Source organism: Lacunisphaera limnophila (assembly GCF_001746835.1).
Classification (GTDB): domain Bacteria; phylum Verrucomicrobiota; class Verrucomicrobiia; order Opitutales; family Opitutaceae; genus Lacunisphaera; species Lacunisphaera limnophila.
Map to the genome: position 1 here is coordinate 2,177,435 of NZ_CP016094.1, position 13,889 is coordinate 2,191,323.

General features: G+C 68.0%; 12 protein-coding genes. 8 read left to right on the top strand and 4 right to left on the bottom strand.

Annotated elements, in window-relative coordinates; translation table 11 throughout:
* Positions 1 to 7 precede the first annotated feature (7 nt).
* The gene (locus Verru16B_RS09100; RefSeq protein WP_069961989.1) at positions 8 to 1,402 is read right to left on the bottom strand and encodes an MFS transporter; all 1,395 of its coding nucleotides are present in this window, start codon (positions 1,400 to 1,402) and stop codon (positions 8 to 10) included.
* A 13-nt stretch (positions 1,403 to 1,415) separates the two neighbouring features.
* Complete coding sequence (locus Verru16B_RS09105) at positions 1,416 to 2,441, bottom strand: hydroxyacid dehydrogenase (RefSeq protein WP_069961990.1); 1,026 nt, start codon at positions 2,439 to 2,441, stop codon at positions 1,416 to 1,418.
* A 146-nt stretch (positions 2,442 to 2,587) separates the two neighbouring features.
* Between Verru16B_RS09105 and Verru16B_RS09110 the strand changes: the two genes are divergently transcribed.
* Together Verru16B_RS09110 and Verru16B_RS09115 are read left to right on the top strand one after the other, a co-directional pair.
* Positions 2,588 to 4,642: a histidine kinase gene (locus tag Verru16B_RS09110; RefSeq protein ID WP_099093276.1), complete on the top strand. Its 2,055-nt coding sequence runs from the start codon at positions 2,588 to 2,590 to the stop codon at positions 4,640 to 4,642.
* A gap of 2 nt (positions 4,643 to 4,644) precedes the next feature.
* Positions 4,645 to 5,289 (top strand): response regulator, encoded by a 645-nt coding sequence (locus tag Verru16B_RS09115; RefSeq protein ID WP_069961992.1) that lies wholly within the window; start codon positions 4,645 to 4,647, stop codon positions 5,287 to 5,289.
* A gap of 243 nt (positions 5,290 to 5,532) precedes the next feature.
* Here the strand turns inward: Verru16B_RS09115 and Verru16B_RS09120 are convergent, their stop codons facing one another.
* A complete protein-coding gene (locus Verru16B_RS09120; RefSeq protein ID WP_157772358.1) occupies positions 5,533 to 6,774 on the bottom strand; it encodes a hypothetical protein in 1,242 nt (413 codons plus the stop codon).
* 207 nt (positions 6,775 to 6,981) lie between these two features.
* On the opposite strand from Verru16B_RS09120, the gene Verru16B_RS09125 reads away from it, so the two are divergent.
* Entirely contained in the window at positions 6,982 to 8,139 is a 1,158-nt protein-coding gene (locus Verru16B_RS09125) for an alginate lyase family protein (RefSeq protein WP_069961994.1), read from the top strand.
* A 109-nt stretch (positions 8,140 to 8,248) separates the two neighbouring features.
* Here the strand turns inward: Verru16B_RS09125 and hflX are convergent, their stop codons facing one another.
* Positions 8,249 to 9,571 (bottom strand): GTPase HflX, encoded by a 1,323-nt coding sequence (gene hflX, locus Verru16B_RS09130; RefSeq protein WP_069961995.1) that lies wholly within the window; start codon positions 9,569 to 9,571, stop codon positions 8,249 to 8,251.
* A gap of 320 nt (positions 9,572 to 9,891) precedes the next feature.
* Between hflX and panB the strand changes: the two genes are divergently transcribed.
* The 5 genes from panB to panD are packed head-to-tail and all read left to right on the top strand — an operon-like array spanning position 9,892 to position 13,824.
* The gene (panB, locus tag Verru16B_RS09135) at positions 9,892 to 10,683 is read left to right on the top strand and encodes a 3-methyl-2-oxobutanoate hydroxymethyltransferase (RefSeq protein WP_069961996.1); all 792 of its coding nucleotides are present in this window, start codon (positions 9,892 to 9,894) and stop codon (positions 10,681 to 10,683) included.
* Complete coding sequence (gene panC / locus Verru16B_RS09140) at positions 10,680 to 11,438, top strand: pantoate--beta-alanine ligase (RefSeq protein ID WP_069961997.1); 759 nt, start codon at positions 10,680 to 10,682, stop codon at positions 11,436 to 11,438. Before panB ends, panC begins: the two co-directional genes overlap by 4 nt.
* On the top strand, positions 11,425 to 12,666 hold the full coding sequence (coaBC, locus tag Verru16B_RS09145) for a bifunctional phosphopantothenoylcysteine decarboxylase/phosphopantothenate--cysteine ligase CoaBC (RefSeq protein WP_069961998.1): 1,242 nt from the start codon (positions 11,425 to 11,427) through the stop codon (positions 12,664 to 12,666). The genes panC and coaBC overlap by 14 nt, the downstream gene beginning before the upstream one ends.
* 18 nt (positions 12,667 to 12,684) lie before the next feature.
* Positions 12,685 to 13,467, top strand: coding sequence for a type III pantothenate kinase (locus Verru16B_RS09150; protein ID WP_069961999.1), 783 nt, complete (start codon positions 12,685 to 12,687; stop codon positions 13,465 to 13,467).
* A gap of 6 nt (positions 13,468 to 13,473) precedes the next feature.
* On the top strand, positions 13,474 to 13,824 hold the full coding sequence (gene panD / locus Verru16B_RS09155; protein WP_069962000.1) for an aspartate 1-decarboxylase: 351 nt from the start codon (positions 13,474 to 13,476) through the stop codon (positions 13,822 to 13,824).
* The last annotated feature ends 65 nt before the right edge of the window (positions 13,825 to 13,889 follow it).

The following is a 13,889-nucleotide window of genomic DNA, read 5'->3' on the forward strand; positions in this document are numbered from 1 at the left end:
GAGAAGATCAGGCGGGCGCCTCATAGCCGGCCTGGCCGCCGAGCCGGTGCCAGCGGTAGAGGACGGCGCCGCCGATGCCGAGGGCCGCCAGGGCGATACCGCTGCCCACGAGGAAGACATAACGGTAGTCGTTGCCCAGGCCGTCGAGGAGCCCGCCGAGAGCCGGCCCGAGCGTCATGTTGCACAATGCGGCGACCAGCCCGCCGGCACCCGCGTACTGGGCGAACTTGAGCTTCGGGTAGAGCATCTGCGCGACGGCGGCCGCGCCGGTGAAGAAGCACCCGGACAGGACGCCGTGGGCGAGGAACATGTGGCCGAAGGAGTCGGCGTCGTGAATGTAGAAGAATGCCACCAGCATGAACACGGCGTAGAGGAGCAGCGCCGCGAGCCCGACCCGCAGCGCGTGGAAGCGGTCCGCCAGCCAGCCCAAGGGAAAGGCGAGGGTGAAGGAGCAGATGTAGGTCACCACGAGGTAGCGCCCGTAGGTTTCCATCGAGAGCTGGTAGCCCTTGGCGGCGTAGAGCCCGAAGGTGTTCACCGGCATGAACGCGAGGTTGGCCAGGGCAAGGAAGACGAAGACGAGCAGGTAGTACGGCTTGGTGAAGCAATCGCGGAAGTACTCGCGGACGGCATTGAGCGCGGGCGACGAGGAGTGCGCCGGGACCGGGGCCGGCGGCGGGTAGGAGCCTTCCTTCACACCGAGGCACATCACGACAAAGCCGATGCCGTAGAGCACGCCGATGGAGGCCAGGATGAGCGTGTAGTTTTCCTCGGCGTGGCCGATGATCTTGTAGTTGAACAGCACGCCGGCGATGAGGCCCGCGGCGCGGAACATCGCGAAGAAGCGGCCCAGCAACTCGCGCGGCACCACGTCGTTCATCAGGGCATTGAACACCGCGTTCATCACGATCACGCCGATCTCGAAGATCGTCCAGCAGAGGCCCATCACCACCAGCACCGCCCAGCGGCTGCCGGCGGGGTCCCCGCCAAACCAGCCGTGCAGGGTCGCGCCGATCGTGGGACTGAAGGCCAGGCCGATCATCGCCAGCGCGACGAACGGCGCCGGCACGACCAGGAACGGGATGCGGCGGCCCCAGCGCGAGCGGTGGTTGTCGCTCCAGTAGCTGACCACGGGACCCACCACCAGGAGCACCGCCCCCGGGATGGTGAGCAGGAACAGCCCGGTGATCATGTCCGATGCCCCGAATTTTTTCAGCATCAGCTGCGTGACGGGGGCGGCGGAGCGTTCGCGCATCCAGTAGGCGAAGTCGCCGAGCAGGAGGTAAAGCGCCAGCACCACCAGCGCGGATGAGGTGTAGGTCAATGTCCCGGCGGTCCAGACCCGTCCGGCAGGGCGGGCGGGGGCCGGGATCGGTTTGGCCGGGAGCGGTTGATCGGGCATGGGAGGTGGTGGGTCAGGCCATGCGGGCCGCGGCGGCTTGGTCGACGGCCCAGGCCAGCGGCTGGCCGGCCAGGTAGCGCGACAATTCCTCAAGCACCACCCGGCCCAGCAGGGCGAGCTCACGGTGGCGGGCACCGGCGAGATGAGGCGTGAGCACCACATTGGGCAGCCGCCGCAACGGCGAGTCCGCGGGCGTGGGTTCGGTTTCGGTGACATCCAGCACCGCGGTCAGGTCGGGACGGGCTTGCAGGATGGCGATCATCTCGGCCTCGTTTACGAGGGCGCCGCGGGCCGTGTTGACGAAGGTCGCATGCGGTTTCATGACCCGCAGGTGTTTGCCGCCGATCATGCCCGTCGTCTGGGGCAGCAGGGGCGCATGCAGGGAAACGACATCGCTGGTGGCAAACAGCGTCCGCAGATCGCACAGCGTCACCCCGACGTGGTCCGCCTCCTGGGCGGTGACGGTCGGATCATACAGCAGGATATTCAGCTCATGCCGCTGCAGGGCCTTGATCACATGCCGGCCGACCCGGCTGAGGCCAATGATGCCCACGGTCGAGGCATGCACCCCGGAGGACGCCGTGTCGGCCAGCTGGGGCCAGACCGTGATTTTTTCCCGGAGGTAGAACCAGGTGTGCTTGAGGGCGAGGAGGATCATCGCCTCGGCAAAAATCGCGGTGGGCCCGGCATTGGCCGTAGCCGCCGTGGAAAGCTGGATCCCGCGCCGCCAGAACTCGTCGGTGACAAAGCCGCGCACTGTGCCGGCCGCGTAGAGCACGACACGCAGATTGGGCATGGCGTCGAGCCACCCGCGGTCCAACACCGGGATTCCCCAGCTGCCCACCAGCACCTCAACCTGCTGCAAGGCCTCCACCGGCGGCGGGGAGGCGCCGGCAGGCGAGATCGGTCCGAACAGGGCCACCATGTGCTCCAGCTGCGCCTGGGCTGACGGCGGGAAAAGCCATGGCTGCAGTTCCGGCCGGAGGGCCAGGACCGCGCTGGGCCGAGGCCGGAGGGGCGGGGTGAGGGGGTGAGGCATGGGGCGGCTGGTCCGGTGGGCGGGTGCCCGACCATCTTCCTGGACCAGCTGCTGCCAACTGATCTTGTGAGGCCCCTCTTTCGAGGGGTGGCCGGCTGTGCAGTTTACTTTGGCGGGGTTCGCGCCAGCCTGCGGGGGAACTCTGCATGTTGTTCCCGTCCCAAACCCTGTGCTGGGGGCCCCGATTGCTCGCCCTGACCCTGTTGGCCGGCTGGCCGTCGGTGGGGATCACGACGGAGGTCGAGCCGATCACCCAGATCGGGGTCATTCGCGCAATGGCGAAGGAGGCGGCCGCCGCGGCGGTTCCGGTCCGGGTTCGCGGCGCGGTGATCGCCGCGGAGGTCAACTCGTTGGTCATCCATGATGGCACCGCCGGGTTGTTTGTGCATGGCGTGCCGGGGCCCGTGCCCGCCTTCGGGCGGGAGGTGATCGTGGAGGGCGTCACCGACCCTGGGGAGTTTGCGCCGGTGATCCGGGCGGAACGCATCACGGATATCGGGGCGCGCGAGGTGGAGCCGCTGGTGATTGCGCGGCTGGAAGACCTGGAAACCGGGCGGCTGGATTGCCAATGGGTCGAGGTCGAGGGTTGGGTGCGCAGCGCCCAGGCGGTACCGCCCACCGAGCATTGCTACACCGCCTACGCCGTGCTCTCAGCCGGCGACACGCGGCTGAACCTGATGTTCACCCAAACCAGCATCGCCGAGGTCCAAGCCTGGGTCGGATCCCGGGTGCGGCTGCGGGCCCGCTGCGGACATTTTTTCAATTCGCATGGGCAGCACTATGGCACGCGCCTGGTCGTGCCGCACAGCGGCACGGTCGTTGTGTTGGAACCGGCCTTGCCCCGGGAATCCGTCCCGCTCACGCGGATCGACTCCTTGATGCGGTATGCACCCGAGGAGCCAACCCATGGGAGGGTGCACATCCGGGGGATCGTGACCTATCTCCGGGGCGAGGCGGAACTCTATGTGCAGCAGGAGCAGCGGGGCGTCTTCGTGCAGCGCGTCGACCGTACGCCGCTGGCGATTGGCGACTCCGTTGATGTCGTGGGTTTTGTGCGCCGGGGACTCTACTCGCCGGAAGTGGAGGATGCGACGACCGGGCGGCTTGGTGCCGGGGAGGGCATGCGCCCCCGGGCGGTCTCCGTCGAGGAGGCCCGGGCGGCCGATGGCGAACTCCTGCAGTTGGAGGGCATGGTCCTCGACAATTTTCGCAGCCCCGAGGCTGTTGTGCTGACGCTCAAGGGGCCGGGCGCGCCCTTCACCGCAACGCTCGCACGCGATGAATTACTGGCACCCTTGCCGGCCACCGGCAGCCGCGTGCAACTCACCGGGGTGGTCCGGGTCATCTCCACGCCTGCGATCGGTGCGGCGTATCCTTGGCGGCCGAATTCCTTTGAGCTCCGACTGCGGACGGCGGCCGACCTGGTTGTGCTCGAGGTGCCGCCGATCGGCTTGGCGGTATGGGTTTTTGGCGCGGCGACGGCGCTGACCACCGCCGCCCTGCTGGTCTCGGGGGTTTTGTGGTGGAAGTCCAAGGCCAGGTTGCGCGAGCAAAACCGGCAGCGGATCGCCCGCGAGGCCGAGTTTGCGGCCATGATGAAAGAACGCATGCGGCTGGCGCGGGAGATCCACGACAGTCTGGCGCAGGGCTACACCGCCATCTCGATCCAGTTGGAGATGGCCAAGCACAAGCTGCCGCCCGGGGCGGCCGGAGCCCAGGATCACCTCGAGACGGCGCGCGGCCTCGTCCGCGAGAGTCTGGTCGAGGCGCGCCGGTCGATCGCCGGATGGCGGCAGGGCCTGCTCTCAAACGCGGATTTCCACGCGGAGCTGCGGCGAGTGAGCGAATCGCTCCTGCGCGACACCGGGATAGAATTCCACTGCGTGCTCGACGGCAATGTTGCTCGGCTCGGGGCCGACGCGGAGGTTGAGCTGCTGCGCATCGCCACGGAGGCGATGACCAACGCCGTGAAGCACGCCCGCGCGCGCCACGTGCATGTGACCTACCGCGAGCAGGCGGACTTCGGCGAAATGCAGGTGAGGGACGACGGCGTGGGCCTGCCGGCCGGTGCCCCGGCCGCCGCCGGCTTCGGCCTCCGGGGCATGCACGAGCGCGCGCAACGGCTCAACGGGCACCTCGTGGTGACCGGCGAACCCGGCCTGGGCACGCGGGTCGTCATCCGCCTGCCTCTCCTTGCCTAGCCATGCCAAGCCCCCTCCAACTCCTCGTGGTCGACGATCACCCCGCGTTTCGCGCCGGCCTGCGGGCCCTGTTGAACGACGACCCGCGGTTCAGCGTGGTCGGCGAAGCCGGCACCGTCGCCGAGGCGGTGGCGCGGCACGCGGAACTGCACCCGGATGTCACCCTGATGGATCTCAACCTCCAGCAGGAGAGCGGTCTGGCCGCCATCCGGCAGCTGGTAGCGCAGCGGGCGGACGTGCGGGTCGTCGTGCTCTCCACCTTTGACATGAGCGAGGACATCCACCTCGCCTTCGAGGCGGGGGCCCGCGCCTACCTGCTGAAGGATTCCAGCCGCGAGGAGATCATCGCGGCCATCCTGGCCGTGTCCGCCGGCGAGCGCGTGGTGCCGCCGAAAATCCAGCAGCGGCTGGGCGAGCGGCGGTCCCGGCCGGCCCTGTCCGCCAAGGAGCTGGAAATCCTCCAGCTCATCGTGCAGGGCCGGAGCAACAAGGAGATCGGGGCGCAGCTGAACATCACGGAATTCACCGTCAAGGGGCACCTGAAAAACATCTTCCTCAAGCTCCAGGTCGCCGACCGCACCGAGGCCGCGATCAAGGCGGTTTGGGAGGGCATCGTGCACCTCCGCCCGGAGACGTTTCAGTCTTAACAAACCGGCTTGCGCCGATCGTCGCCGACCAGCGGGTGATGCAGGTTCCGGACCATGTCTACTGACCGGCTGGGTCGACTCGCGTATCACCGCGCACGAGGTCAACCGCCTCGTGCGGGAGCCGATGGCGCTCCTTGACCGCTTCCCGGCGAACCCCGCTCCCTCGCGTTCTGTCGCTGCCGGCCGCACGCCGCGGAACCGGCGAACGGCCCGCACCTCGGGTCCACGGGGCTCGCCTCGGGCTTACGGCAGCTTGACCGTGATGCGTTTCAGCAAGATCGGCTCGGTCACGACTGAGCCGTGCGGAACCAGCTGAAGGGCCACGAACTCGATCTTGTTGCGCTTTTTGCCGTGCCCGCCGTGCCCGGGGAGAAAATCGTCCTGCGTCAGCGTCAGCACGACGTCCTGTCCGGCCTTGTCGGCAAAGGTAGACAGCTTGCGCGGTGCTCCGCTCCAGACGCCGTGGCCGGCCTCACCCGCTTGGATGCACAGGTAGACGTCGAGCTTGCCCTCGTCGAAATAGGCGCGAGGAATGTTCACCAGATACTGGACCTCGAAGCGGGCGAAATTGTGCGGGGCGCCCAAGGACTGCTTCAGGTAGGCCACGCCTGATTGACCCTGCCGCAGCTGATCCGGGCTCCACTGCGGGAGCAAAACCATGCCCTGCGCGTCGGTCCCCAGCTGGCGCTTGATTTCGCGGGCCTCGGCGGAATTTTCCACTTGGATCCGGTCGATGGCCGCCTGGTTGGTATAGGCGAACTCATAGAACGAGGCCGGGTTCACGATTTCTGCCTCCGGCGGAAGCGGAATGATTTTCGCGCGGTTCAAGGTGACGGAAACCTGCCGGATCCTGATCGGGGCCGAAACCATCGAGCCGTGGCGATGCAGGGTGAATCCCACCCGCTCGATGCCGCGTCGCTTGACCTCGGGTTCGCTGAAGTCGGATGACTTCAGGGTCACGCTCTTGTAGCCGCCCTTGGCCTCGGCAAAATCCTTCATCAGGAAAGTCCGGCCATTGAACAGGTAGTCGTCAGCCTCGCCTCCTTGCAGGGTGAATTGGATGTCAAGGCGCCCCTCATCGACATAGGCGGATGGCACGCTGATCTCGAAGTAACTCACGGACTGGGTGCAGTCGCTGCGCGGCACGAGCTGATAGAGATGCAGGTTGCTGTCCTGGATGTTGCGGGAGTTTAGATCCGCGGAGGTGGCGTCGTGCGCGGACCAGGTCGGAGTCAGCACGGCGACCTTCTCTGCGGCATCATAGGTGATCGCCACTTGGTCCGTACCCAAATGACTCGTGTCGATCACCCACCGGGCCGGATTCACCAGGGGCAGGGTGATGACATCCGCGGGGAGGTTCGAGTCGCCTTCGGCGTGGCAATATCCCGCCAAGCAGATCAGGAGAGCCAGGAAGATAGCCGAAGCACGGCTGGGATGCTCACAGCATAGGAACCGGGGCAGCAAGGCAGGGGTAGGGGTGGTCATGGGGGGCGTCCAGTCGGGGTAGTTCGAAAACTTGCGCCTATCGGGCAACGCCCCGACCGGCGGAGTGCTGGTTCCAATGGATGACGTTCCGAGCTGTGTCCTGATCTGGATACTGGCAAATCGGGAGTCAATTGCCCTCACCCACTCTTTCGAGGGGGCGGGGTGCTCCGCGGTTTACTTTGCCGACGTGCCGGTACGAAATCGGGCATGCCCCTCCGTGCCCTCAGCCGGTTCATGAAATCCGTTTTGCTGGCTGTTCTGTTCCTTGGCTCGTTGGGTCTGGCCGGTGCGGCGATGACTTTCGTTCATCCCGGGGCGCTTAATTCCCGGGAGGAATTGAACTTTGTGAAGGCGCAGATCCAAGCCGGCGCTGAGCCGTGGAAAGGCGAGTTCGAACGGATCAAGGCAGGGCGCTATGCCCACATGGGTCCGCATGCGTTGACCCACATCGACTCCAAGAGCGAGGACGCCAACGTTTCCCGCTACGACGCGGCCGCTGCGTACAGCCAGGCCCTCCTCTGGTACTTCACGGGGGACGAGGCCTATGCCCGGAGCGCGGTGGCCATTCTCAATGCCTGGAGCAACCTCCAGGGGTTTACCGCCGGCACGCAGCAGGATCGCTTGCAGGCCGGCTGGATCGGCGCGGTCTTCGCGCCGGCGGCGGAGATCATGCGGCTTTACTCCGGCTGGAGCGTCGGCGAGATCGCAGCCTTTCAGGCCATGTTCCGCCGCGCCTTTTATCCGCAGCTGACGACCGCCAGCACCTGGAACGGCAACATCGACCTGACGCAGATCGACGCGATGCTCGCGATCGCGGTGTTCAACGAGGATGAGGTGTTGTTTCGGCAGGGCCTTGAGCGGTTGCGCGTGCGCAGCGCGGCTTACTTTTATCTCACCAGTGACGGGCCCCGGCCCCGGCCGATCGCCGGCGATCACGGGGACCCGGAAAAATTCTGGAGCCACCCCCGCCGCTGGGTCGACGGGTTGACGCAAGAGACCTGTCGCGACAACGGCCACCACACGCAGTTTGCCCTGGGCTCGGCGTTGCACGCCGCCGAGACCGCATGGCATCAGGGAGTCGACGTCTACACCGAGCACCAGCAGCGTTATGTCGCCGCGATGGAGTTGCTCGCGGGGCAGTTTCTCAGCGGCTCCCTCGACGGGCTGGCCGCCAACGACGTTGCCAGCCGCGAGCGTTTCAACACGTGGGAGGTGGGCTACCATCACTACCATGGCCGGATGGGCCTCGATCTGCCCAACACCCGCCGGCTGATCGTGGAGCAGATCCGGACCGACTCGATCCGCGCCATCTGGAACCTGAACTATGAGACGCTGACCCACGCGGAACTGCCGGGCGATCTTTGAGCGGGTCGGGTAGGACTCGACGCGAGGCGGCGTTCAGGGCGCGGGCGGGCGTCGAACGTCGGGGCATAAAGCCCCGCCTGCTCTCCGAGCCAGGCCGCGGGCGGACCGGCTATGCCTTGGGCACGCGTTTGCCGGCGGGCTTACGCTGGGGGGGCGGGGCGACGAAGCGGAAGGGATCGTAGAGGGGCTTCAGCTTCTGGGGGAAGCGGCCGGTGAGGCGCACGCCCTCGGCGAGGGACTCCTGCTTGCGCACCTGGCCGGCGCCGTGGAGGCGGGCGACGACATCGTAGCGGTTGTGCGGGATGAGCAGGTCAACGGCCTCATGGTTGTCCTCGGTGAGCTCCTCGCAACGGGCCAGCAGCCGGTCGAGGCCCTCGCCGGTGTGGACACTGATGAAGAGCGAGTCCGGGTGCTGCGCGCGGATCAGGGCGAGGGTCTGGCGGTCGGCGGCGTCGACCTTGTTGAAGACGGTGATGATGGGTTTCCCGGCGGCGCCGAGCTCGCCCAGCACCTCCATGGTGGTGGCGAAGTGGTGGGCGACGTTCGGGTTGGCGACGTCGAGCACGTGGATGATGAAGTCGGCGACGACGACCTCCTCGAGGGTGGCCTTGAAGGCCTCGACGAGGCGGTGGGGCAGGCGGCGGATGAAGCCGACGGTGTCGGTGGCGAGGAGCATGCGGCCGTCCGGCAGCTCGAGCTGGCGCGTGGTCGGGTCGAGGGTGGCGAAGAGCTTGTCGGCCGCCAGCACCTGCGCGCCGGTCAGCTTGTTGAGGAGGGAGGATTTGCCGGCGTTGGTGTAGCCGACGATGGCGACGCCGGGGACGGGCGTGCGCTGGCGCTTGCGGCGCTGGGTGGCGCGCTGGGAGATGACGGTGGCGATCTCCTCTTTCAGGTGCGCGATGCGGTCGCGCACAATGCGGCGGTCCTGCTCGAGCTGGGTCTCGCCCTCGCCGCCCATGGCGCCCTTGCCGCGCTGGCGGGAAAGGTGGGTCCAGGCGCGGGTGAGGCGGGGCAGGGAATACTCCATGCGCGCGAGCGCGACCTGCAGCACCGCCTCGCGCGTCTGGGCGCGGTCGGCGAAGATCTCGAGGATGACCTCCTGGCGGTCGATGACGGCGAGGCCGGATTCCTCCTCCCAGTTGCGCTGCTGCGCGGGGGAGAGTTCCTCGTCGATGACGATGACGTCGGCGCCGTCCTCCTTGGCCTGGGCGATGAGCTCGGCGGCCTTGCCGGAGCCAATGAGGAACTTGGGCTGCTGGCGATCGCGCAGGGTGACGAGGGTGGTGCGGGTGACGGTGAGCCGGAGGTTCTCCACGAGTTCCTTCAGTTCGCCCAGGAGCTCGGTGCCTTCGCCGGCCTCCATGCCGGGGGTTTGCACGCCAACCAGGAAGGCGCGGGAGACTACTTTTTCGTCGGTCAGGAAATCAGCCATGAGGGTTTATGGCTACCCGCTGGGGGCGGGGAGTCAACCGGGGTGTGGGGGAGGTGGAACCCGCGCTTCGCGCGGGCTGGCTCGAAAACCTGCGCGGAGCGCAGGTTCCACCGGATGAGCCGTGACGCAGAATTCCGTTGCGCCGGCCGCCGGGGTGGCAACCTTGGGGGTGTCTGGCGCGAACTCGTGCGCGACCGGACCGCCCAGTTCAACCACCGTCCCCGGACAACCTCAGGCCTGATCGCCATGCGACAAGCACTCCAGTCCCACTCCCTCTGCCGCCCGCAGGTTATCCGCATACGGACAACTGCCGGAGCGGAATGAAGAGCATCCTCGACTTTAACCGGGCGCGCCAGGCAGGGCGGCCCATTGTCATGGTCACGGCCTATGATGCCGCGATGGCGCGGCTCGTGGCCGTGTCGGAAGCCGACGTGATCCTCGTCGGCGACAGCGCGGCCATGGTCGTGCACGGGCTGCCGTCGACGGTGCATGCCACGCTGGACATGATGGTGATGCACACGGCCGCCGTGCGCCGGGGCGCGCCGGAGCACGTGATCGTGGCGGATCTGCCGTTCCTGAGTTTTCGCCAGGGGCGGGAGGTGGCCGTGCGGGCCGCCGGCGCCTTGTTGCAGGCGGGGGCCACGGCCGTGAAACTGGAAGGGGTGACTGGTCATGAGGACGTGATCGCCCACCTGGTCGGCAGCGGCATCCCGGTCATGGGCCACCTCGGGCTCACCCCGCAGTCGGTCAACCAACTCGGCGGCTACCGGCTGCAGGGGCGCTCGGAAGCCGAGGCCGCGCGGCTGCGGGCCGAGGCAGGGCGGCTGGAGGAGCTCGGGGCTTTCTCGCTGGTGCTGGAATGTGTGCCGGCGGCGCTCGCGGCGGAGATCACGGCCAGTCTGGCCATTACCACGATCGGGATCGGGGCCGGGAATGGCACCTCGGGGCAAGTGCTGGTCTTAAATGATCTGCTCGGGCTGGATGCCGGGTTCCGCCCGCGGTTTGCCCGCCGTTACCTGGATGGACACGCGGCCATATTGACGGCCCTCAACGACTACGCCCGCGACGTGCGCGGGGCGCGCTTCCCGGCCCGGGAGGAGGTGCTGGCATGAGGGTGCATCACCAACTTCCGGAGTGGCAGGCCGTGCGTGCGGGCGCGGCGTATGCGGGGAAATCGGTTGGTTTCGTGCCGACGATGGGCGCGCTGCATGCCGGGCACCGGGCGCTGCTGGCGCGCGCGCGGGCGGACAGCGACCGGGTGGTGCTGAGTATTTTCGTCAATCCGACGCAGTTCAACGACCCCGCCGACCTGGAGAAGTATCCGCGCACGCTGGAGGCGGATCTCCGTCTGGCCGAGGGGTTGGTGGACGACGTGATCGTGCCGCCAGCGGCTGCGCTCTACCCGGACAGCTACGCCTACCGGGTGACCGAGGACAAATTCAGCCGTGAGTTGGAGGGCGCGCACCGGCCCGGGCATTTTGATGGCGTGCTGACCGTCGTGCTCAAGCTGCTCAACGTGGTCCGGCCGCGCCGCGCGTACTTCGGGGAGAAGGACTGGCAGCAATTGCAGCTGGTCGACGGCATGGTGCGGGCGCTGCTGCTGCCGGTGGAGATCGTGCCCTGTCCGACGGAGCGGGACCCCGACGGGCTGGCCCTCAGCTCGCGCAACCGCCGGCTTTCTCCCCGGGCCCGGGCGCACGCCGCCCAATTTCCGGCTATCCTCCGCTCCGCCCGGAGCGCGGCCGACTCATCCGCTGCTTTGGAGGCGGCCGGTTTTGGCGTGGATTATGTGGCCGACCGCGACGGTCGCCGCCTCGGCGCCGTCCGGCTGGAAAACGTCCGGCTCATCGACAATGTCCCCCTCTAACCTCCTCGTCATTTTCACCGGCTCCATCGCGGCCTACAAGGGTTGCGAGGTGGTGTCGCGCCTCGTGCAATGCGGCCACCGGGTGCGTTGCGTGGCGACGGCGTCGGCCTTGAAATTCATCGGGCCGGCCACGCTGGAGGGCCTGACGGGCGCGCCGGTGTTGAGCGATGCCTTCGCCCCGGGGGTGGCGCTGGAGCACATCGCGCTGACGCGGTGGGCTGATGCGGTGCTGGTGTGTCCGGCCACCGCGAACACCCTGAACCGGTTCGCCGCCGGACTGGCGGACGATCTGGCGGGCGCGTTGTTTTTGGCGCACGACCGGGCCAAGCCCTGGCTGGTGGCGCCGGCGATGAATCCGGCGATGTGGGCGCACCCGGCGACCGTCGCGGGCGTCGCCCGGCTGCGCGGCTGGGGCGTGCGTTTCATCGACCCGGAGGCCGGGCGCACGGCGTGCGGGGAAAACGGCGAGGGGCGGCTGGCCGAGCCGGAGACAATCGTCGCGGCCGTGGAGGGCGCGCTCGCGAAGCCCGCGCGAAAGCTGCGGGTACTGGTCACGGCGGGGGGCACCGTGGAACCGGTGGATGGCGTCCGCGTGTTGACCAACACGAGCACCGGGGCGACGGGGGCGATGATCGCCACGCAGCTCGCGCGGGCCGGGCATGAGGTGGTGCTGCTGCGGGCGCAGGGCGCGGTGGCCGCCGACGGGCCGTGCCGCGAGGAGACCTTTGTCACCTTCACGCAGCTGCAGACCTGGCTCCACCGGTTGCTCGCGGCCGAGGCCTTTGACGCGGTGATTCATGCCGCGGCGGTCAGCGACTATGGGGTGGACATGGTCGTAATGGCCGAGGGGAGTGCGCCGGTCGCCGCCGCCGCGGGCGGCAAACTCGCCTCGGGCGGTGCGCCGGTGCTCAAGCTACGGTCCAATCCGCGGCTGGTGGACGGGTTGCGCGGCCTGAGCCGGGCCCCGTTCACGCTGGTGGCCTTCAAGCTCACGCACGGGGCGGAATGCAGCCAGGTGAGCGAGGCGGTCCGCCGTCTCTTCGCCCACTCCGGCGCCGACTATGTGGTGCACAACGACCTGGCGGCCCGCGGGGCCGACGGCCGGTTTCCCGCCGACATCCTGCGGCCGGACGGCACGGTCGCGGTCCATTGTCCCGATCGCGGCGCGCTGGCCGCGGAACTCGTCCGCCTCCTCGAAGACGGCCCGATCCCGCCTCCCCTTTCCTAAACCACCACCAGCCCACCCATGCTCCTCACCCTTGATGTTGGCAATTCCCAGATCCACGGCGGCGTGTTCGCCGGCGACACGCTGCGGGCCCAGTTCCGCAAGACCACGCACCCCATCGGCTCGTCCGACGAACTCGGGGTGTTCCTGCGCGCCGTGTTGCGGGAAAATCAGATCGACCCCGCGGCCGTCGCGCGCGTGGCGATCTGTTCCGTCGTGCCGCCGGTGGCGTACCCGCTGCGCGCCGCCTGCGTGAAGTATTTCCGCTGCGAGCCCTTCCTGCTGCAGGCCGGGGTGAAGACCGGGTTGAAGATCAAGTACCGCAACCCGGCCGAGGTGGGGGCGGACCGGGTGGCCAACGCGATCGCCGCCACGCAGCGGTGTCCGGGGCGGAACTGCATCGTGGTGGATTGTGGCACGGCGACGACCTTCGACGTCGTGACCGCGGGTGGCGACTACCTCGGTGGCGCGATCCTGCCGGGGCTCGGGATTTCCGCCGAGATGCTGTCGAGCCGCACGGCCCGGCTGCCGGCGGTGGAGATTTTCAAGCCCGAGTCGGCCCTCGGCCGCAGCACGGTCGAGAGCATCCAGGCGGGCCTGTATCACGGGCATGTCGGCGCCATCCGGCAACTCGTCGCCCAGCTGACCCAGGAGGCCTTTGCCGCGGAAAAACCGGCACTGATCGGCACGGGGGGCTTCTCCCGGATGTTCGAGGCCGAGCAACTCTTCGACGAGCTCGTGCCCGAGCTGGTGCTGTTTGGGTTGAAGCGGGCCGAGGAACTCAACCGCGAGCCCGCCCGCTGACCCGCCATGCGCCTGACGTTGCTCAAGTCCAAGCTCCACCGGGCGACCGTGACGGCCGCCGACCTCAACTACGAGGGCTCGATCGCCATCGCGCCCGAGCTCCGGCGCGCCGCCGGCCTGCTCCTGCATGAGCGGGTTGAGATCTACAACGTGAACAACGGCGAGCGCTTCGCCACCTACGTCATCGGCGGCCGGCGGCGGGGGGAGATCATGGTCAACGGGGCGGCCGCCCGCCTGGTGCAGCCCGGGGACGAGGTGATCATTGCCGCGTACGCCGAGTTCGAGCCGGCGGAAGCCGAGGCGCATCAGCCGGTGGTGGTGCTGCTGGACAAGCGGAACCGGCCGAAGCGGAAGTGACCTGAAATCCGTCGATGCAGGTTCGTCGCCTGCGCCGACCCTGCAGGAATCAACCGGGCAGACTG